Raw genomic sequence first — 21,305 nt, 5'->3', positions numbered from 1 at the left:
TAAACATGAAGGCTGTAAGTGCATTGAAAATTCTCTCCTTAACAATTCTAATGCTGTTTATTTTTGTATTAAAAACAACGGCTCAAAATACTCCTATAGAATTTACAGAGGAAGAATTAGAGTGGATTTCTTCGCATCAAACTTTAAATGTTGCCAATGAAACAGATTGGCCTCCTTTCGATTATGTTGATGCAGACGAGAATCCGGCAGGATACTCAATTGATTTAATTAAACTCATTGCAGAAAAAACTGGCTTAGATATTAATCTGGTAAATGGTTATACCTGGGATGAGATTCTGGATCTGTTTAAAAATGATGAAATTCAAATTTTACCTGCCGTATTTAAGGATGATGATAGGATATCATATATGGAATTTACTTCAAGTTATTATATACAGCCAAGTGTTTTAGTTACCAATACGAATGACACCATTAATACAATTCATGACCTTTCGAACAAAAATATTGCTGTAATGAAAGGCTTTGCGATCACTGCTCAGTTGAAAAAAAATTATCCCAATATCAATGCGGTGGAGATTGACAATGTTCGCGAAGGGCTGGTAAAGGTGTCCACTCATGAATTGGATGGCTTTGTTGAAAGTGTTGGAGTCGTTTCACACTATATGAATTCAGATTTTATTCCTAACATTAAGATGTCATCAGAAGTTAAGCTAGATAAAATGGATTACCCTGCACTTCATATGGCTGTATCTAAAGAAAATCTTATACTAAAAAATATTTTACAAAAAGGCTTAGAGAGCATTTCAGCAGAAGAAATGGCTGGTTTACGTAATAAGTGGATTATCGCAGACAGTATTAATATAGAAGAGTCTATTAACTTTACTTCCTTGATAATTAAAAGTATATCAGGTATTATTATCTTATTTATTATCGGGCATTACGCAATAAAATATTTTTTCAAAACAGTAGTCAAAGAAGAAATAGTGCTTGAAATTGGGTCTAAAAGATTTCGTGTCATTACGATAATGGGAACCTTATTAATTTTATTTGTTATTTCATTTTTTGGATGGCTGGCCATGGAACATAATAAGAATAAAATTCTTAACGATCTGGAAATCAATCTTGAAATGACTTTAGAAAGCACTCATGAGAGATTAAAAATATGGGTAGACGGTCACCAGTTAATTACGCAGGAATTTGGAAGAGATCCGATATTGGTTGAAGCCACCAGAGAAATTCTGACCGTTTCTAAAGATAGTAATGCCTTGCTAAATTCAGATGCCCAGGTAAAATTGAGGGCTTTTTATAATAAATACAAAGGGCCGCTTGAAAGTGCCGGTTTTTTTATTATCGATAAAGAATACCTCAACCTCGCCTCCTCAAGAGATGAAAATGTCGGGACTCTAAACGTCATTTACAGCCATAGACCTGAACTGATGCAGCAGGTGTTCGAAGGAAACTCCGTTTTTGTTCCTCCTATAGAGTCTGATGTCCATCTTGATCCTATTGAAAGAAACGGAAACCCAAATTTACCTCCTACTATATTTTTCGTGACACCAGTTGAAGGTGCCACTGGAGAGATATTAGCGGCACTGGCAATTAGAATCGACCCCACTCTGGGATTCTCGAGAGTTATGCAATTAAGTCGAATTGGAAAAACTGGCGAGAGCTACGTCTTTGACCATAATGGAAGGCTTCTTTCTGAAAGCAGGTTCAAATCAGATTTACGAAACATAGGTTTAATCTCTTATGATCAAGAGGATATACTTCAACTCGACATCAGAGACCCAGGAGGAAATATGATAACCGGGTATCGATCAGAGGTGCCAAGAGAGCAACAACCACTTACGGTAATGGCATCCGATGCAATCAAAGGTAAATCTGGAACAAATATGCTGGGGTATAGAGATTATCGTGGCGTACCAGTTTATGGATCTTGGTTATGGGATGCACAAATGGGACTGGGGATGGCTTCAGAAATAGACATCGAGGAAGGAGAGTCTACTTATGCTACCATGCAACTGAGCTTACTAGGCATATTCAGTGGCTTGGTAATCCTCATGATTTTTGCCATTCTGTTTTCATTGGAGCTGGGAGAAAAGGCCAATGCCGCTCTGATAACATCTAAAGATCAACTTGAAGAAAGAGTTGTGCTGCGAACAAAAGAATTAAATGAAGAAAAGGCCTTTTTAAAAATTCTGATCAATGCGATTCCAGACATTATTTTTTACAAAGATGTCAATAAAAAATATGTAGGGGCCAACAGTGCATTTGAAAAACATATAGAAATGGACATCAGTGAATTAATTGGGAAAACTGACTTTGATATTTTACCTCGTGAAAGAGCTGGTAAGCATATGGATTCTGATGAAATGATTTTGAATTCAGCTTCATCAGAATTATTTGAATCTGTTAATATCAAGTCTGATGGGAATCGAGTTGTCATGGAAACTTTAAAAACACCTTACTTCAACAGAGAAGGTCATCTGGCCGGACTCATTGGCATAGGAAGAGACATTACAGAACACAAAGATGCTGAAGAAAAAATCAGGGCTTCTGAAAACAGGTTTCGTTCAATAACCTCAAGTGCGATCGATGCCATAATTTCTGCAGACAAAAATGGCATCATAGAGTCATGGAATCCAGCTGCATCAAAAATATTTGGTTTTTCCGAGGAAGAAGCCATAGGGCAAAACCTTGATCTTATTATCCCTGAAAAATACCATGCGCGTCATCATGCCGGAATGGAACGGGTTTTAAGTGGCGGTGAAAAACACGCCATAAATAAAATCGTTGAAATGGAAGGCCAAAAGAAAGACAAAACGATTTTCCCGATTAGCTTGGCCTTATCTATGTGGGAAGGAATAAATGGAATGAATTTTAGTGGAATTATTCGAGACATTACAAAACGAAAAAAGACTGAAGCAATTCTGGTGAAGGCAAATAAACGAATGGAAGGCGAGTTAAACGTTGGTAAAAACATACAAATGAGCATGTTACCTTTAACTTTTCCTGCCTTTCCGGAAAGAAATGAAATAGATGTTTACGCTGACCTAATCCCTGCCCGTGAGGTGGGTGGTGATTTTTATGACTTTCACTTTTTAGATGAAAATCATATTTACTTTGCCGTAGGAGATGTTTCTGGTAAAGGTGTGCCAGCTGCTTTGGAGATGGCGGTAGCCAAAACCCTGCTAAAATCAAGGGCCGCAAATGACCAGTCTACAGCGAGTATATTAACACAGGTTAACAATGAAATTGCCAAAGACAACGATTCCTATATGTTTATAACAGTATTCGCCGCCATATTAAATACAGATACCGGAAAACTTATCTATTCCAATGCGGGTCATAATCCTTCGTACATCATTGGAGAAAATCGAGACATCATGGTTTTGGATGATCTGCACGGACCAGTTATTGGTGCTATGGAGGGCATGGCTTATGATGAAACGACGCTTTTCATTGACAAGGATGATATTATTCTCGCCTATACTGACGGTGTTTCTGAGGCCCAAAATACAAAGGAAGAATTTTATTCGGTACCAAGATTATTAAAATTAATTCAAGAAGGAAAATATGATTCAACCAAATCACTGACTAAAATCATTGTAGAAAGTGTCAAAGAATTTGAAAATGGCACAGAACAGTTTGATGATATTACAGTTCTCGCCTTACAGTATTTGCAGTATAAAGACAAACACATCAGCGAACAGTCATCGATTAAAATTCGTAATAAACTCAGTGAGATGCCAAAAATTATCGCATATTTTGAGGCATTTGCAAGGGAAAATGATTTGTCAAGAGGAGCTATTCAAAAATTTAATATCGTCTTAGATGAATTGTTGAATAATATTATTTCTTACGCCTTCAAAGACGATGATGAGCATCACATTCTTGTGAATTTTCAGCTTAAATATTTACGCCTGATAATTACTATAGAAGATGATGGTATACCGTTTAATCCATTTCGAGCTGCGTCGCCGGATATAGAATTATCGATTTCAGAGAGAAATCTTGGGGGTCTAGGTGTCCATATTGTTAAAAATTTAGTAGATGAGTACCATTACATAAGACAGTCCAAAAGAAATATTATAAATTTGATTAAATACAATATAAATATTAAATAAAGATGAGTTTAAAAATCACATTGAAAGAAATAAATGATATTGTCATTATAGGTTTAAATGGGACGCTTGACACAAATACTTCACCTGAAGCGGAAGTTGAGATTAATAAATCTTTAGAAAAAGGCGCTACTAAGATGGCGATTGACCTTGAAAACACCAGGTATGTAAGTAGTGCCGGACTAAGAATATTTTTAGCCACAGCAAAACAAATGATGGCTCGGTCTGGAAAGGTGATCCTTTGTCATCCAAATGAAATTGTTAAAGACATTCTTCATGTTTCGGGTTTTAATACCATTATAGACGTAAAACCAACCGTAGATCAAGCGCTAAAAGAGATGTAGTCTGAAAACAAATTCAATTTTAATAGACTGATTAAATCTTGTTCCATATCTCTGAAATCAAAAAGAGCCGCTCTTAGGCGACTCTTTGCTATTTCTGTAATTAAATAATGATTTTTTATTCAATTAGTGTAACCAAATCTTCTTTATTCTTGCGAACCTTAGTAAGATTGACCAACCAATCGTTTTTATCATCTCTATAACCTAAAGGAAGCATCACACAACTTCTAAGTCCTTTCTCTCTTAAACCTAGTATTTTATCCAATGCATCGGGGTCAAAACCTTCTAATGGCGTGCTATCAACTCCTTCAAATGCCGCGGCAGCAATGGCCTGTGAAAAAGCAATATAAGCCTGTTTGGCTGCATGGTTAAAATTCACTTCTGGATCCTTCTGAGGGTAGCTGCCCAATAACATTTTACGGTAATTCTCCCATCCTTCATTTTCAAAACCTCTCACGGTATTGGTCAAATCAAACATTTTATTGATTCGTTCTGCAGTATAGGTATCCCAAGCTGCAAAAACAATCAGATGTGAGCAATCTGTAATCACAGATTGATTCCAAGAAACAGGTCGAATTTTTTCTTTTAGTTCTTGATTCGTGATCACAATTATCTCAAACGGTTGTAATCCACTCGAAGTTGGTGACAATGAAATGGCTTCAATTATATTATCTATTTTTTCCTGAGGCACCTTTTTACCATTCATGGCTTTTGCCGCATATCTCCAATTTAATTTATCTAGTAATTCCATATATATCTAATCTGTTTATTAATATTATTATTTTCTTTATCGTTTTGTATCATTCTGATGGAACAGAAGCTTCGTTTTTAACCGTGAGAACACTTATCAATTCACAAAGAGTATCTTTTAATTTTAGCATGTCATCGATTTCGATTTCATCTGTCACTATTTCATCAAATAGTCTATCAGGAATTGGCAACGCCTTCGTCTTTAATTCCCTTCCTTTATCTGTTAATGCTACGATGACAATTCTTTCATCTTCTTTGGAACGAGTACGGTTGACTAGATCCATTTTTTCCATTCGTTTTAATAACGGAGACATGGTATTGGTATTCAATAAGAGTTTTTCAGTAATTTGATTTACCGATACTTTATCATTCTCCCATAATACCATAAGCACCAAATACTGAGGATAAGTGATTCCTAGTTCCTCAAGATGTGGCTTATAGGCTTTGGTTAAAAGACGTGAAACCGAATAGATTGGAAAGCAAATTTGACTGCTCAATAAAAGTTTTTCCTCTTTCATTATTTTTTAGTTTTAATAGTCCTCCAATCTTGCCACGCCCCTGATGACCATAAAGCCCACACTACCAGAACTGGCTGAAAAAACAACCTTCTTAAACGTGCCCCGTCAGAATCTAAAACCCCAAATGCATCTTTACCTTCCAAATATTGTGAAATATTCCCCGGAAAAATCAAGATAAAAAAGATGGCCAATGCCCATCCAAATCGAATACGTTCTTTCTTCCAAAAGGCCAAGCCCAACCCTAGCGTTATCTCAACTATTCCGGAGAGTATCACTACAAGATCTTTACTCAATGGCAACCAGTCAGGAACCTGTGCTTGAAAATCTATCCGGCTAAAAGTCAAATGACTGATGCCAGCATAAATCATAAATACTGCTAATAGAATTCTAAAAATATTTTGAACTTTTGATGTTTTCATCTGCTATTTTTTTTAAAACGTGCACGCTTATATCGTGCACGATGCAAATATAGTCAATTTATCAATGGAGTGATCAGTTTCAATTGAATAAGTGATTCCTCTCAAGAAAAATAAGTGTTGAGGCCGCTTAAACCATCCTCTTAATTCAATAGAAAAAGTCCGTGAAGCTTATACAAAAAAGCTTTTAGTTCAAACCTTTAATTATCAAAAACACTACAATCTACTGTAGTTTACATTGACAAATCATTTTTACTTATACAACCATCAATAAAAACTAATCCAATTGACATGAATTTTAGCTAAAGTTCACTAAATTAAAGGATTAAAAACTTCAAATAAAACTAAGATGGATAACAACGAAAGTAAGTGCCCATTTCATGGGGGTGCAGTCACTCACACCGCCGGCCGTGGCACCTCTAACAGAGATTGGTGGCCAAACATGCTAAACCTGAACATTCTTCGACAACACGCTTCAAAGTCGAATCCTATGGGTGAAAATTTTAACTACGCAGCGGAATTTAAAAAACTTGACCTCAAAGCTGTAAAAAATGATTTATTTAAATTAATGACCGATTCACAAGACTGGTGGCCGGCTGATTATGGACATTACGGACCATTCTTTATCAGGATGGCATGGCATAGCGCGGGTACTTATCGAATTCAAGATGGTCGAGGTGGCGGTGGCTCAGGAAGTCAACGCTTTGCTCCACTTAACAGTTGGCCAGACAATGGCAACCTGGACAAGGCACGTTTACTACTTTGGCCCGTTAAACAGAAATATGGAGAAAAATTATCATGGGCTGATCTTTTAATTCTTGCAGGTAATTGCGCCCTTGAATCTATGGGATTTGAAACCTTTGGTTTCGGTGGCGGACGTGAAGATATTTGGGAGCCTGAACAAGATGTTTATTGGGGTACTGAAACTGATTGGCTTGGAGACAAACGTTATACAGGTGACCGCGATTTAGAGAATCCACTTGGAGCCGTTCAAATGGGACTGATTTACGTGAACCCTGAAGGTCCTAATGGCAATCCAGACCCACTTAAGTCTGCCATAGATATTCGTGAAACTTTTGGTCGTATGGCCATGAATGACGAAGAGACTGTTGCTCTTGTTGCCGGGGGTCATACTTTTGGAAAGGCTCATGGTGCAGCTGATCCGGATAAATATGTGGGTAGAGAACCTGCAGGAGCGGGTATTGAAGAACAAGGACTAGGTTGGAAAAATTCATTTGGAAGTGGTGTTGGTGATGATACCATAACGAGTGGTGTTGAAGGTGCTTGGACACCTAGCCCAACTGAATGGAATGATGAATACTTTGACGTATTGTTAGGCTATGACTGGGAATTGACAAAAAGTCCTGCGGGAGCGCATCAATGGACACCTACCGCGGCTTCCAATGCACGCAGAGCACCCGCAGCAGGTAATCCTGCAAATACCCAGGCACTTATGATGACTACTGCTGATATGGCTCTTAAAATGGATCCTATCTATGAACCTATTTCAAGGCGTTTTCATGAAAATCCTAAAGAATTTGCCGATGTTTTTGCAAGAGCCTGGTTTAAATTAACACACCGTGATATGGGCCCTATTGCCCTTTATTTAGGTTCTGAAGTTCCTGATGAAGTACTTATCTGGCAAGATCCTATTCCTGCTGTAACACATTCACTTATTTCTGAAAATGACATTGCAGATCTAAAAGCTAAAATACTTGAGTCAGGCCTCTCAGTTTCTCAGTTGGTATCTACAGCCTGGGCATCGGCCTCCACTTTCCGTGGATCTGATAAACGAGGTGGAGCCAATGGAGGACGTATTCAGCTTGAACCACAAAACAACTGGGAGGTAAACAATCCTGCTCAATTATCAAATGTTCTAGCCACTCTTGAGTCAATTCAAAAAGGTTTTGGCAAAGAAGTTTCTATGGCTGATCTAATCGTTCTTGGCGGATGTGCTGGTATTGAGAAGGCGGCTCATAATGCAGGACATAAAATAACTGTGCCCTTTACACCTGGGCGTGCAGACGCCTCACAAAGTCAAACTGATGTTGACTCATTTGCTGCTTTAGAACCTACTTCTGATGGTTTCAGGAATTATTTTAAGCCTAAGCATGTGGCATCGGCAGAAGAAATGTTGATAGACAGGTCTCAACTATTGACCCTTACTCCTCCTGAAATGACGGTTTTGATTGGAGGCATGCGTGTCTTAAATACTAACTTTGATAATTCCCAACACGGTGTATTTACAAACCGTGCTGATGCACTCACTAACGACTTTTTCGTGAACCTGCTTGACATGGGTATTACATGGAGTTCAAATTCTGATTCACAAGAAGTCTTTGAAGGTCGTGATCGCAAAACGGGCTCAATTAAATGGACCGGGACACGAGTTGATCTCATCTTTGGATCAAATTCTGAATTACGCGCCCTAGCAGAAGTATATGGATGTGCTGATTCCCAGGGTAAATTTGTAGCAGACTTTATTGCTGCCTGGAACAAGGTGATGAATCTTGATCGCTTTGATCTTAAATAATTTAGTTAAAAACTTTGCTATGCATGCTGATTCGATAAGGCATGCATGGCAAATTAATACTCGAGGGATGTAACTAATGAATTAACAAATGATTTGTAGTATCGTTTTAAAACCAAGATTAAATTGTCAGGCATTGTTTTTGAATAGACAAAAACAAGAAATGATTAATAATCATATTACTTCTCATTTATCCTATAAACCATTTGTTTTCAATTCTTCCAGAGGGATATACATATTTACCAAAAAAAAAGAATCATTTGAGGAAATTAAGGATGTCTTATGTCAATTTTTTTCTGATTCAGAATTAGAAAAAATTGAAATGCTTGATACTAGTTTACAACTCAATTTTTTTAAAATAGAGACGAAACAAGTACTTCAATCTAAAGATATTTCTGCTTTTGGATGGAAACGATTTATTAGTAGTTTTCTCATTCAGGTAAACCCTTATAGCCCTAAAACCGATTCAGACAGTATAGCAGTATTTCAAAATTTTAAGGCCTCACTTCGGAAAAACGGCAGTAGAATTCAAAAAAAATACTTTAAGAGAAAAATGAAAATCTTAAGAAAACGAGTTTCATTAGATTCTCTTGACGACTTGCTCAAATTGGATTGATTAAATTTGATAAAAAAAGAGTTACAGTTTAGTGCAACTCTTTTTCTTTAAAACTGCGATTCAATCAATCAATTCGCAGTTATCAATTCATTTTCTCAGAAACAAATGTAAGGGAACGCTCAAGCCTTGAATACAACTGATCAAAATGTCCTCCATTGAAGGTCTCATAAGTATGCTCAACTCCCATTGCATCCATCTTTAAGCAAAAGGCATTAACAATACCTGTCATTCCTAGTTCGTCTAATTCTCCACAATCAATAAAAATCCCATTTAAAGATTTCATATTATCCAAATATGTATCCAGCATAGTAAATACATCATGTTTCAACATTCTATCCCTGACGGTGGGTATTATGGCACCAGAGGGGTAGGCAAAAGGGAGGTCAACCATAAAAGGCGGATTATTCATATTGGGCGACCAGGCAGCACTCATAGAATACATTGCACTTGTTAAAAATTTATCTGGATGAGGTCCTACAAAACCATCTGGATTCTCATCTAAAAGAAGCTGACCCCATGTCAGAATTCCGTCAAGATATAACATACCACTATGACCCGCTATCACACCAAATTTATCAGGATGTTGCATCCCAATTTTTACTGCGCCATAACCTCCTTGTGAAACACCAATAACTGCCCTTCCATCCTTATTCGCAAATGTTCTGTAATTACTGTCAATAAAACTGACCAGATCATTGACAATATAATCTTCAAAACCACCATTCAATTCGGAATTTGAATACCAACTAAATCCATACATACTCTCTGCGTTAGGCATAACGATAATCATGGGATCAATGAGGCCTGAATCAATAAGTCCATCAATCCAATTCTTAAATCCATTTTCAGGAAAATCTGGATAGGTTTGAAAAGGACTTGCTCCTCCAATCCAAGGATCCCAGGTTTCCGGAGAAATAAATGATTCCTCTGTAAAAGGCAAACTATGCAGCAGATAAACAACCGGGTACTTCTTAGCATTGCTTGGATCATATCCCTTAGGCAGATAGACCTGCATTTTTCTTACATCAGGATTACCAATGGGGTTATTCAAAAGGGCCTCACTGGTAAACTCCTTAACTTCTAGTTTGCTAACTAAAACTGGGTCATCATCGTCATTCTCACAGGACCAAAACCCTAGAATGGCAACTAATAATGCGATAAGGTAAATTGGCTTCTTCATAATACTGAATTTAAAATTGAATTATAAAGTTACCTCAGACATAAGTCCCATCAAATGACTTCAATCAAAACGCCTATTGATTCTAATCATTTTTGGGCTGGACGCTGTCTCAAACTAGTATCTATTCAAATTGCAACCTTTGATAAAGTTTTAAATAAAAAAAGAAGTTGTATTTTTAGCAATAGCAGTGATTTTCTGCACTATTCAAGATTATCCTAAAGCATTTGTTTCAATACAAAAATGAAAACCCAATTAACTAATTAAAAGCATGCAACTATGAGCGCATTATCAAATTTAATCGATTACATAAAACAAGGTAAAAAAAGAGAAGAAGTTCCTCATGGCTACTGCCCAAATTGCTGGGGAAGGCAAGAATATGGGGGTGAGTTTTATAAAGCCGTTAGAAAAAAAGATATTGATCTTAATAATATTGAAGAACACAAAGGGTGGATTCAAGCCCTGGCAAGTCAGTATTTGTATGGAATTGATTTACAAAAAAAAGGGACAGAATGGGAGTGTAAACAATGCAGTACTAAATATGAACATGAATAGATTATAGATATTTAATAAAAGGAAAAGTTATGCCACAAAATGCAATTTTTACAGAAGGAAGTACAAGTGCTGTTTTTCTAGAATGCAGCATAAAATCAGCTGCAGATATCAATCAATTAAAAAAGTGTTTAATAAAGGTTCTTGAAATGAATTCAGACCAGCTTCAAGTACTCATATCATTTAGTAAATCTGGATATGAAAAAATAGGGTCTAAAGTTCCTGATGGCTTCAAAGATTTTAAAAGCTTAACTGGAATTAATCATCTTAAAATGCCCAGTTCTCAATCGGAAATTTTTATTTGGGGGCATAGTTTTTCTAAAAGTGTCATTTTTGATTTTGTATTACATAGTAAAAAATTGATCAATCCTTTTTTGACAATTGATATTGAACAGGAAGGGTTTAGATATCACGACTCAAGAGATATTACCGGATTCGTTGATGGGTCGGCAAATCCAAAAGGTGATAAAAGAAAGCTTGAAGTATTAATACCTTTAGGGGAGACACATGAAAATGGAACTTTTGTTTTAACCCAAAAATGGACACATGATTTAACTTCATTTCACGAACATAAAGTAGAGGAGCAAGAAAAAATAATAGGAAGAACAAAAGAAGATAGTATCGAATTGGAAGGAGATGCTCAACCCAATAATTCGCATGTAAGTAGTGTGGATTTAAAAGTAGATGGTGAGGCTATGAAAATCTATAGAAGGAGTTTTCCTTTTGCTAATACCGAAGACAATGGTCTGTTCTTTTTAGGTTTTTCAAAATCTATTCAGCGTTTTGATGTGCAGTTAAAAAGCATGCTAGGCCTTTCAGATGATGGAATAAGCGATAGACTTATGGATTTTTCAAAACCGGAATCAGGGGCTTATTATTTCGCTCCTTCAAGCAAGGAACTATCGGAAATATTAACTCCAAACTAACTGTTGCTGATTAGCAATAGAATCTTAATCCTTCTGTTGGGGATTAAACAAATCATTTAAAGAAACTTGAGCAATGAGTAAGCAATTAATTTGGCATAAAGTATTAGAGAATAAAAACGCGCTTCAAGAGAATAGGGTAATGACTGTGAATGCGGGCCATACCCAAGTTTGTCTTACTCATTTCAAAGGTAAATACAATGCCATTACAAATAAATGCCCACATCAGGGCGGCCCCTTAGGAGAAGGTTCAATAGAAAATGGTTTATTGCGTTGCCCTTGGCACGGCTGGGACTTTAATCCATGCGGCGGTGATTCTGATGGTTTTGGAGATGGCTTACAAAAGTATGATCTAAAAATAGAAGAAGAGGCAGTGTATGTTGGTTTAGAAGAAGAACCACCTCATGAAAAAACAATAACGGATGTCATGGCAGAGACCATGGTGAATTGGGGTGTAAACAGGGTTTTTGGTATGGTTGGACATTCTAACCTCGGATTAGCAGATGCGTTTAGAAGATTAGAAGTTCAAGGGAAATTAAAGTTTATTGGAATTCGGCATGAGGGAGCAGGTGCCTTTGCAGCCGCTGCCTATGGAAAATTGACCGGAAAACCTGCCGCCTGTTTTGGTATAGCGGGTCCTGGAAGTACCAATATGTTTACTGGCTTATGGGATGCTAAAGTAGACAGAGCACCTATTTTAGCTTTAACAGGTCAGGTGGCAACGCAAGTTGTGGGAACAGGCAATTTTCAAGAAGTGGATTTAGTACGCGCCTTTGAATCAGTAGCTGGTTTTAACCATCGTGTGGAACATCAAAGCAGGCACAGTGAATTAATGACTTTAGCAGTAAAACATGCCATTTTGAATAGGGATGTTTCTCATTTAACATTCCCTGATCAAGTGCAGGTACTTCCTGCAAATGGCGCAAAGGCCCAAACGCCACATCAAAGAATTACAGCATTAGACATTGCACCCCCGGAAGAAAGTTTAAACGAAGCCGTTTCGCTATTGACTACATCTAAACGCCCAGTTATTATTGTTGGTCATGGAGCCAGATTCCACATGGATAAAATTATAGGATTAGCAGAAAAAATAAATGCCCCGGTCATGACAACCTTTAAGGGAAAAGGTCAAATCTCAGATAGCCACCCATTAGGATGTGGGGTGCTGGGAAGGAGTGGAACTCCCATCGCTTCATATTTTATGAATGAGGCTGACGTCTTATTAGTAATTGGCGCTTCCTTTTCTAATCATACAGGTATTACGCCAAAAAAACCTACGATTCAAATTGATTTTGACCCTATGGCATTGAGTAAATTCCATAAAGTAGATGTTGCCGTTTACGGAGAGATTTCTAGAACTGTTGGGTTGATTTCGGAAAAAACAGAATCTATTTCTGGCAACAAAATAGATCAGAGAAATGAAATTTCAAATAGATGGCGTATTTGGAAAGAAGAAAAACAAAAGCGATTGAGAGAAAATGGACATCAAGGTCTCAGTTCAATTGCTGTATTCGATGCCCTAAACAGATACGCCCCTGAAAACGCTGTAATGTGTGTAGATGTCGGTAATAACGCCTATTCTTTTGGGCGTTACTTCGAAAGTAAAAAACATACTTTTCTCATGTCAGGATATCTGGGTTCTATCGGATTTGCATTTCCTGCTTCTATGGGTGCATGGGCTGCTGTTGGGAATGACAGACCCATCATTGCTGTTGCAGGAGACGGAGGGTTTTGCCAATATTTGGCTGAAATAACCACAGCTGTAAAATATAATATGCCAATAAAAACCATTATCATTAATAATAGTGAACTAGGAAAAATCAGCAAGGAACAACGCGCGGGAGGTTGGGATAAATGGGCAACTGACCTGGTAAATCCTGATTTTTCAGAATATGCCAATAGTTGCGGAGCCTTAGGAATTAAGGTAGTAGCTATTGAGGAGCTAGATAAGGCAATGAAACAATTATTTGAACACCAAGGCCCTGCTCTTCTTGAGATTGCTACGGATGTAAATTTGATTTAATTGATTCAAATTTGTTAAGAACATTTTTTTTTAATTCAAAGAGGTATTGACATTGTGCCCTTTTCTTTGATAGATTCTAAGGGGAAGCTAAAAACTATTTGTTTTAATCTTTTAGAACAAACTCTGGTTGATCAACCTGAGGTAAAGTCACACCTGTTTTTACAACCAAATCTCTAAATCGAGGATTATCATGCAACGGGTAAAAATGAGGCAACAACAAGTAAAAAGGGAGGTTTTCATCATGGTATTTATAAGCAATTTCCAAGTATTTAAAAGAGACTTGTTCCTTATCAATTAGCATATGCGCTTTTGCTATTGTAGTGGGGTTCGAACAATAGAGTTCATCCCCTTCCAATGCTCCTCTATACCACTTTTCAATAGCAACGTTCAGTGTTTCAGTAGCAAATATATTCGCCATATCATCACTTCCCATAATTTTAAAAAACTGAACCCAAGAATCAGTTGCTGCTTCTTTTTTGCCAGAGAAATATTGCGCTTCTGCCACATCTCCCCATGTCATTGGGTCATTAGGAAATACTTTAAGAACCTTTTCATATTGATCTATTGCTCCCGAATAATCTTGAGCTAAATAATAATTGTAACCGACATAGGATCCTATCATAGGATTAAGCGGATCAAGTCTTTCAGCAATTAACGACTCTTCTATAGATTTGGTGAAATCACTTTTTATCAAATAATACATTGAGAGCGTCATATGACCTTTTGAATTATTGGGCTCTATTTCCAATCCTTTATCTACCATTTTTTTCATTTCCTCCCAGTTCCATTCATACATGCCTATCATATGACCTTTTGAAATATAAGCTTCTGCCAGGTCATTATCCAATTCAAGTGCTTTATCAATGGCTTTGCGACATTTTATTCTGTGTATTAGTTTTTCTTCATTATTTTTAATAAACATATTCTGTAGAATATAATTTTCAGCCAGAGCCACATAAGCAGGAGCATAAGCAGAATCTAATCTAATGGACTCTTTTAAATATTCTATAGATCGGTTTGCTGATTCGGGTGATCTTTGATGTAACAAATGACGTCCTCTTAAATAAAGCTCATAAGCTTCAAAATTATCTGTTGGTACCGTATTAAATGATTTATCTTCTTCTGGGCTTATTGCTATTTGCAATTGTTGCGCAATTCTTTTGGAAACATCATTCTGAATGTCAAAAATTTTATCAAAGTTATTATTATACTGATTTGACCAAATTCGATTATCTCCAGCATCAACAAGTTTTGCAGTAACTATAATCTTGTTGTCATGTTTTCTTACACTACCTTCTAAAATATAAGAGACATCTAATTCATCCGCTATTTCAGGAATTGTTTTAAACGACCCTTTATACTTTTTTACACTGGTATGTGAAATTACTTTTTTTACACCTTTTATCTTTGCCAGACTCGTTCTTATGTCTTCAGTTATTCCATCACAAAACCATTCTGTATCGCCACCTGAACTCAAATCGTCAAAGGGCAAAACTGCAATTGTATTTTCCAAAATCAAGGGATCAATTGAAGCGGCTATTGACTTAGGTCTGTTATAAAATGAAAGAGCCATTGCTGAAATCAATCCAATTATGATTAAAATATTTAAACGTTTATTGGTTTTATCGGTAATCAAATTGTTAGAAGAAACCTTAGCAGTTTTCTTTACCCCTTCAGGTGTAACTTCATAAACCCATGAAAAAATGATCCAGATTGGAAAGCCTATGACTAAGAAAAATGAAAAGGTTTTTAATATCCACGCAGGCGCTTCAACAATGGGCAATATATTACTGGCCACCTGTAACAAAATCCAGGACACCACCAAATAAGCAATAGATGCCTTAACAACATTACGGCGTTTCAGTTCTTCAAAAAACGTATTTCCGGGCATACTCTTATACCAAATGAAAAAACCTCCTCTTGATCTATAAATACCAATGAAGCCTTTTAAAACAATTGGCTCTAAGTTAAACCTTAGCAGCAAAACAACAAATGATTCCTATCAACCGATTAATTGATATGCATCATAAAACAAAAAAACACATGCTTTCAAAAGTGCTTTTTACTCCTCATCTTTAGCTCAAATTAAAGAATGAATTCTTACTTATCAACCATCAAAAGAATTGATAACCCAAACGCCTTTATTATCGAAATTATTCATGCCTGGCAAGGCAATAGTCGCTTCTTGAAGTGAAATAGTCTTTTCTATTAGTTTTTCAGGTTGCAGTTTGCCATTTTTAATCATTTCTAGCATATCAGGATATTTATATGCCTGCATTCCATGACTTCCAATGATTTCTAATTCTCCAGCCAACACCTTATTCATAGGGACCTTCGAATCTTTATGGCTTCCTGTCATCAAGCCAACCTGAATGTGTTTGCCTCTTTTCCTTAGATTCGAAACAGAATTATAACAAGTAATGTCACTACCCAGAGCATCTATTGATACGTGAACTCCACCTTGGCTTATTGATTTGACTTGCTCAACTGTATCATTGTTTTGCGAGGCATTTATGGTTGCAAATGCTCCCAGTCTTTTCGCAAGTTTTAAGGATTCATCATTAATGTCTACTGCTATTACCTGAGCCCCCATAGCTTGCGCGATCATTATAGCGGATAGTCCGACACCACCACAGCCATGTACAGCTACGTATTGACCCCCAGAAACCTTGCCTTGGTGAACTATTGCCCTGTATGATGTAACAAATCTACAACCCAAAATTGCAGCAGTTATATCGTTAATCTCTTCAGGTAATTTCACCAAATTAATATCAGCATAATCCAAGGCAACATATTGTGCAAAAGAACCCCAATGTGTAAAACCGGGTTGTGATTGACGGTCACACACTTGATGATTTCCTGATAAGCACTGTCTACAACTTCCACATCCACATACAAAAGGGGCGGTAACTCTGTCTCCTACCTTAAAATTTTTGACATTTTTTCCAACAATTTCTATAGTTCCGGCAAACTCATGCCCAGGAACATGGGGCAATTCAATATCTGCATCGTGACCCATCCAACCATGCCAATCACTACGGCACAATCCTGTAGCTTTCACAGAAATAATGACCCCATGATTATTTGGTTTTGGGTCTGCTACATTCTGAACACTTATAGGTCCTTGAAATTTTTCATAAACTGCTGCTTTCATATTCTTTTATAAATTGATCAGGTCAAAAATTCCTTTATAATTTTATTTGTAACTTTTATTTTCCATGTAACAGAGCGATAAAATCAGGCTCCTCATTCAAGCTATAAAGATCAGGGTCATGTTTGATATACTCAAAATTTTCAAATCCATTATCTATTGCTTTTTTAAGAATTTCAATCGACGTCTTTTTATCGCCTATTAATGCATAAAAACAGGCCGCATTATAAACAATAATCAGGTCATTTGGATTTATCTCAATTCCTCTTCTCATTTCTTCTTTAGCTTCTTTTCTGCGACCCAGTCTTTCTAATGTAAAAGCATAAAATTGATGGGCACGGGCATCCTCAGGCTTATGCATCAAATAGTTGGGATAAAACAGTACTGCCCGTTGAATCGTTTCCTCCAGCTTTTCTTTGTCTTTTAATTTCTCATAAGACATCTGTAAATCTCCATAAGCCGAATGGAAGTCACGATTAAGTTCTAACACTTTATTAAAGTCAATTACAGCTTCAGCATCTCTATCTTTCATTCTATAAAGGCGACCTCTTATCCAATAGGCAAAAAAGTTATCCGGATCAAATGAAATTGCCTTTTGAACCGATAATAATGCTTCATCCAATAAATTTCTATTATAATAAACCAGACCTAAGGCGCTATAAGCTTCAGAAGAACCATGATCATAGATGAGTGCTTTTAAAGCTGCCTGCTCGGCCCGTTCGAGCCATACAGGTATTTTATCATGTGTTTCATATAACATCGCATAGGCCTCGCTCATACCAGCATAGGCAGCTGCATATTCTGGGTCAAAATCCAATGCCTTCTGAAAAAGATCTATAGACCAAAGCAGGTAACTCTTGGTATATCGAAAAAGAAACTCACGAGCCCTTAAGTTCGCATCAAAGGCATCGCTATTCATAGTTGCTCTTTTCTTTAGTGCCACTTTTTCTTTTTGACTAATCCTTAGTTGCAATGACTTTACAATCTGCTTAGATACCTTTTCCTGAATTTCGAATACATCAGCCATTTTCCCACTATAGATCTCAGCCCATAGTTCAGCATCTTTTTCGACATCAATTAACTCTGTCGATATTCTTAAATCACCGTTATTTCTCCGTACTGCACCTTGTAAAAGGTATCTTGCTTTCAACTCGCGACCCAATGATATAATATCCAATTTCGAATCTCTATATTGCATGGAAGTGCTTCGTGAAGCAATCTCAAGATCCTTGATTCCTGACAAGCGAATTATGATTTCTTCCGTAAGACCATCACTAAAATAATCACTGTCTTTTTCCGAACCGATGTTGCGAAACGGCAATACAGCAAGTTTTTTAATATTTTTATCAAATTGTTGATTGGATTTTGATGTAAACGTCACCTCTTCTTCAGCTTGTTCAGTTTTCTTAAATCCTTTAGGCGTGAAATCGTATATCCAAGTAAAAATTAAATTCAAGGGAAAGCCAATAATTAAGAAAAACATCAAGGTTTTCATGAAATAAGGTGGTGCCTCAAAAGTTGAAAGAACTATATCAGCCACCTGAACAATTAACCACGCCACCAGCAAATAAGCTATTGCCGGTTTAAATACATTACGCCTTTTGAGTTCTGCTATGTATCTTTTTATATTCACTTTATTTCAAAGTTAGTTTCTGTTTAATGACACATATTTATCCTGTATTTAAAAATTTGTAGGTTTTCTTATTAATTGGTGTCTTAAACACTGAGCTTAAAGTTATTACTTATATTTCTCTTTTAGCATTAAACAACTATCTTTTATATACAAATTAAGAATGTAAAACTTCTGATTTTATATAATATTTACTAAAACAAGGAGAAATTTTGGAAGAATTGTAACGAGTCAAATAAAATTTATCAAAACTATCAGATCGAAAAAATATAGATTGTCAAGAAAACTTTATGGAGTCTTTAAGGGAACAATACAATCAAAAAAAGCACCTGCAAAAGCAGGTGCTTTTTGAATTTATTTTTCTAATAATATTTGAATAAAAATATAGTGTTAGCAATTAAGTCTTATGAGATTTATTCACATACTTTTATCTTTAATGACTTATTGGGAGTAGGACTGTAAGCCTCACAAACCGCACAAGTTTGATTAATATCATTAGTTTCAATGGAAAATTGAAAAGTATCACCTTCTTTAATGTTTTCAGGGAAACTACAATAGCTGCCCAATGCAAAAACATTATCATAAGAAACATTCGTTAATTCGTTTGTCCATTCATTCTCGATTAAATTTTGGTCCATATCTCCATCAAGTACTTCAATAACATAATTCATACATATTCCTTTCAAAACCAATTTACCAGTAAAAGACTTTGATTCACATTCTATTATTTTGAATTCAGAATTGATAAAGCTATATTCTTCATCTGCTATCAGCTCATCGATATCAATTGAAAACATCTCAGGAAAACCATATTCTGAATTGTATTTAACCACTATTTTATGAGGATATGGATTGCGATTTAATTCACTTTCTATTTGATTAAATAATTGATCTATTGATAAGGCGTAATCTGGCAGTGCATCAATTAAGTTATTGTTATATCTGACAAAGGCATCTTGACCTTTCTTAACTTCAATACTCCAATCGAATTCATCATTTTCGAACAAGCAGAAACATATTTTAGATTGATTAAACTTATAATGATCAATATTTTGACTCTTCCATAAATCTCTGTTTTTCTTTAACGATTCCAATTGTATTTCACGATCGGAAAGGATTTTACCCTCCGTATCACAGGATAGAATTATTAGGGAAACAAGAACCAACAATAAAGGTTTCATAAATTTAATTTTTTCTCTTAAATACTTGCCATGTTTTGAGCATAAATCATGCCACTTAAAACATTGCGAATACCCTTTATTTTTTTACTTAAAGAAAAAAGCACCTGCTTTCACAGGTGCTTTTTCATCCTCTAAAGTTCTGCAAACACCTTTTCGAGAAGGGTCTTTGTCGCTTTTATTCCATCATCTTCTGAAAGCTCCGTGCCCTCATATTCGATTCCAACATATCCTTTGAAACCAGACTCCTTAACTATTTTCATAATTCTTAAATAATCAGACTTTGTTTCATTGCCGTTTTCATCAAATTTATTTGATTTGGCACTAACTCCTTTTGCATAGGGCATCAACTCAGCGATACCTTTATACTTGTCATACTCTTTCTCACATCCTTCTGGTCCGCGTTGCATACAGAAATTTCCAAAATCAGGAAGGGTTCCAACATTTTCCATTCCAACCTTTTTCATCACTCCCGAAAGCCAAGATCCATCAGAAGAATAGCCCCCATGATTTTCTACTATGATATTGACTCCTTTTGAAGCACCATAAGCGCCTAATTTTGAAAGACCGTCAACTGCATTTGTTGCCACCTCTTCTGCGGTGCCTTCCCCACCTGCATTTACGCGAATAGAGCGAGCGCCTAGAAAACTGGCTATATCTACCCATTTATAATGGTCTTCAACAGCTTTCAAACGCACGTTTGCATCGGCATCCGCCAAATTACCAACCAAATCACACATAATTAATCCAACTGAAACGCCAGATTTATCACATTGCTCTTTAAAGGCTGTCCAGTAAGCCATATCATCAACTTTTGTAAAATAAAAGGTATTCACCAATTCAATGGAGTGAATACCATAACCAGCTGCCAATACCGGGAAATCCTTTGGATCGGCATCGCCTTTTAACACTGAATCCGGTGATTCTTTGATCAACCTTGCAAATCCACTCCAATCAGTTATTGGTCCGCCAAAATAAGTCTTGTGTAAAGACCATTGGGCCAGTGAAATTTTAAAATCAGCTTCTTTTTCAACTGATTTTACCTCAAGATTTTCTTTAGCTTCATCTTGCTCAGAAGATTTGGGCCCAGAATTACAATTTAAAAAAAGAACTGATGCAAAAACCATCATCATGATTTTTGATAGTTGAAAAGAAATTTTCATTTTTTGATAATTTTAATTATTAATATGAAGTTCGAATTTCCATATTGAAAATTCACGGATAAAGGTATAAAATATTTACAAAAAAAGAGCGTACAAAGTTATTCAGAAGATCCTCGAGAAAAGTGTAAGAAAAGAGTCAAATTTTGTCTTGAGTATTATACGAATCCTCTAAGTCATAGGATTAATGGATGATTTAAGCTCCTCAAGAATATAATAAACAAAAAAAACGCCAGCTAATGCTGACGTTTTTTG

General features: G+C 36.2%; 16 protein-coding genes. 7 read left to right on the top strand and 9 right to left on the bottom strand.

Annotated features, from left to right (window positions below; all coding sequences use genetic code 11):
- The first annotated feature begins 5 nt into the window (after positions 1–5).
- Positions 6–4,088 carry a SpoIIE family protein phosphatase gene (locus QWY87_RS04865; protein ID WP_290288921.1) on the top strand — a complete coding sequence of 1,361 codons (4,083 nt, stop codon included), beginning with the start codon at positions 6–8 and terminating at the stop codon, positions 4,086–4,088.
- A gap of 2 nt (positions 4,089–4,090) precedes the next feature.
- Positions 4,091–4,429 (top strand): anti-sigma factor antagonist, encoded by a 339-nt coding sequence (locus QWY87_RS04860; protein ID WP_290288919.1) that lies wholly within the window; start codon positions 4,091–4,093, stop codon positions 4,427–4,429.
- 115 nt (positions 4,430–4,544) lie between these two features.
- Here QWY87_RS04860 and QWY87_RS04855 read toward each other — a convergent pair whose 3' ends face one another.
- Genes QWY87_RS04855 through QWY87_RS04845 form a run of 3 tightly spaced genes read right to left on the bottom strand, consistent with a single transcriptional unit; the run spans position 4,545 to position 6,113 of the window.
- Positions 4,545–5,177, bottom strand: coding sequence for a nitroreductase family protein (locus QWY87_RS04855; RefSeq protein WP_290288918.1), 633 nt, complete (start codon positions 5,175–5,177; stop codon positions 4,545–4,547).
- Between the two features lie 49 nt (positions 5,178–5,226).
- The gene (locus QWY87_RS04850) at positions 5,227–5,694 is read right to left on the bottom strand and encodes a MarR family winged helix-turn-helix transcriptional regulator (protein WP_290288916.1); all 468 of its coding nucleotides are present in this window, start codon (positions 5,692–5,694) and stop codon (positions 5,227–5,229) included.
- Positions 5,694–6,113, bottom strand: a complete 420-nt coding sequence (locus QWY87_RS04845; protein WP_290288914.1) for a DoxX family protein — start codon at positions 6,111–6,113, stop codon at positions 5,694–5,696. Before QWY87_RS04845 ends, QWY87_RS04850 begins: the two co-directional genes overlap by 1 nt.
- 346 nt (positions 6,114–6,459) lie before the next feature.
- Here QWY87_RS04845 and katG point away from each other — a divergent pair, with 346 nt between their 5' ends.
- Together katG and QWY87_RS04835 are read left to right on the top strand one after the other, a co-directional pair.
- Positions 6,460–8,643 carry a catalase/peroxidase HPI gene (katG, locus tag QWY87_RS04840; RefSeq protein WP_290288911.1) on the top strand — a complete coding sequence of 728 codons (2,184 nt, stop codon included), beginning with the start codon at positions 6,460–6,462 and terminating at the stop codon, positions 8,641–8,643.
- A 160-nt stretch (positions 8,644–8,803) separates the two neighbouring features.
- Positions 8,804–9,256: a hypothetical protein gene (locus QWY87_RS04835; RefSeq protein ID WP_290288909.1), complete on the top strand. Its 453-nt coding sequence runs from the start codon at positions 8,804–8,806 to the stop codon at positions 9,254–9,256.
- A gap of 82 nt (positions 9,257–9,338) precedes the next feature.
- Here the strand turns inward: QWY87_RS04835 and QWY87_RS04830 are convergent, their stop codons facing one another.
- The gene (locus QWY87_RS04830) at positions 9,339–10,436 is read right to left on the bottom strand and encodes an alpha/beta hydrolase (protein ID WP_290288906.1); all 1,098 of its coding nucleotides are present in this window, start codon (positions 10,434–10,436) and stop codon (positions 9,339–9,341) included.
- Positions 10,437–10,712: 276 nt separating this feature from the next.
- Here QWY87_RS04830 and QWY87_RS04825 point away from each other — a divergent pair, with 276 nt between their 5' ends.
- From QWY87_RS04825 to QWY87_RS04815, 3 genes are all read left to right on the top strand, one after another.
- Positions 10,713–10,988 (top strand): hypothetical protein, encoded by a 276-nt coding sequence (locus QWY87_RS04825; RefSeq protein ID WP_290288903.1) that lies wholly within the window; start codon positions 10,713–10,715, stop codon positions 10,986–10,988.
- 29 nt (positions 10,989–11,017) lie between these two features.
- On the top strand, positions 11,018–11,911 hold the full coding sequence (locus QWY87_RS04820) for a Dyp-type peroxidase (RefSeq protein ID WP_290288901.1): 894 nt from the start codon (positions 11,018–11,020) through the stop codon (positions 11,909–11,911).
- A gap of 73 nt (positions 11,912–11,984) precedes the next feature.
- Positions 11,985–13,931: a thiamine pyrophosphate-dependent enzyme gene (locus QWY87_RS04815; RefSeq protein WP_290288899.1), complete on the top strand. Its 1,947-nt coding sequence runs from the start codon at positions 11,985–11,987 to the stop codon at positions 13,929–13,931.
- Between the two features lie 103 nt (positions 13,932–14,034).
- On the opposite strand, the gene QWY87_RS04810 is transcribed toward QWY87_RS04815, so the two are convergent.
- From QWY87_RS04810 to QWY87_RS04790, 5 genes are all read right to left on the bottom strand, one after another.
- A complete protein-coding gene (locus QWY87_RS04810) occupies positions 14,035–15,915 on the bottom strand; it encodes a hypothetical protein (protein ID WP_290288897.1) in 1,881 nt (626 codons plus the stop codon).
- A gap of 123 nt (positions 15,916–16,038) precedes the next feature.
- Positions 16,039–17,085 (bottom strand): zinc-dependent alcohol dehydrogenase family protein, encoded by a 1,047-nt coding sequence (locus tag QWY87_RS04805; RefSeq protein WP_290288896.1) that lies wholly within the window; start codon positions 17,083–17,085, stop codon positions 16,039–16,041.
- A gap of 55 nt (positions 17,086–17,140) precedes the next feature.
- Complete coding sequence (locus QWY87_RS04800; RefSeq protein WP_290288894.1) at positions 17,141–18,715, bottom strand: TPR end-of-group domain-containing protein; 1,575 nt, start codon at positions 18,713–18,715, stop codon at positions 17,141–17,143.
- A 410-nt stretch (positions 18,716–19,125) separates the two neighbouring features.
- Positions 19,126–19,893, bottom strand: coding sequence for a DUF6174 domain-containing protein (locus QWY87_RS04795; protein WP_290288891.1), 768 nt, complete (start codon positions 19,891–19,893; stop codon positions 19,126–19,128).
- A 131-nt stretch (positions 19,894–20,024) separates the two neighbouring features.
- Positions 20,025–21,053 (bottom strand): sugar phosphate isomerase/epimerase family protein, encoded by a 1,029-nt coding sequence (locus QWY87_RS04790; RefSeq protein WP_290288888.1) that lies wholly within the window; start codon positions 21,051–21,053, stop codon positions 20,025–20,027.
- Positions 21,054–21,305 lie beyond the last annotated feature (252 nt).

Source organism: Lutimonas halocynthiae, from assembly GCF_030409835.1.
Lineage (GTDB): Bacteria > Bacteroidota > Bacteroidia > Flavobacteriales > Flavobacteriaceae > Lutimonas > Lutimonas halocynthiae.
Note: the sequence above shows the minus strand (reverse complement) of the source record. Positions and strands in the feature narration are given on the sequence as shown.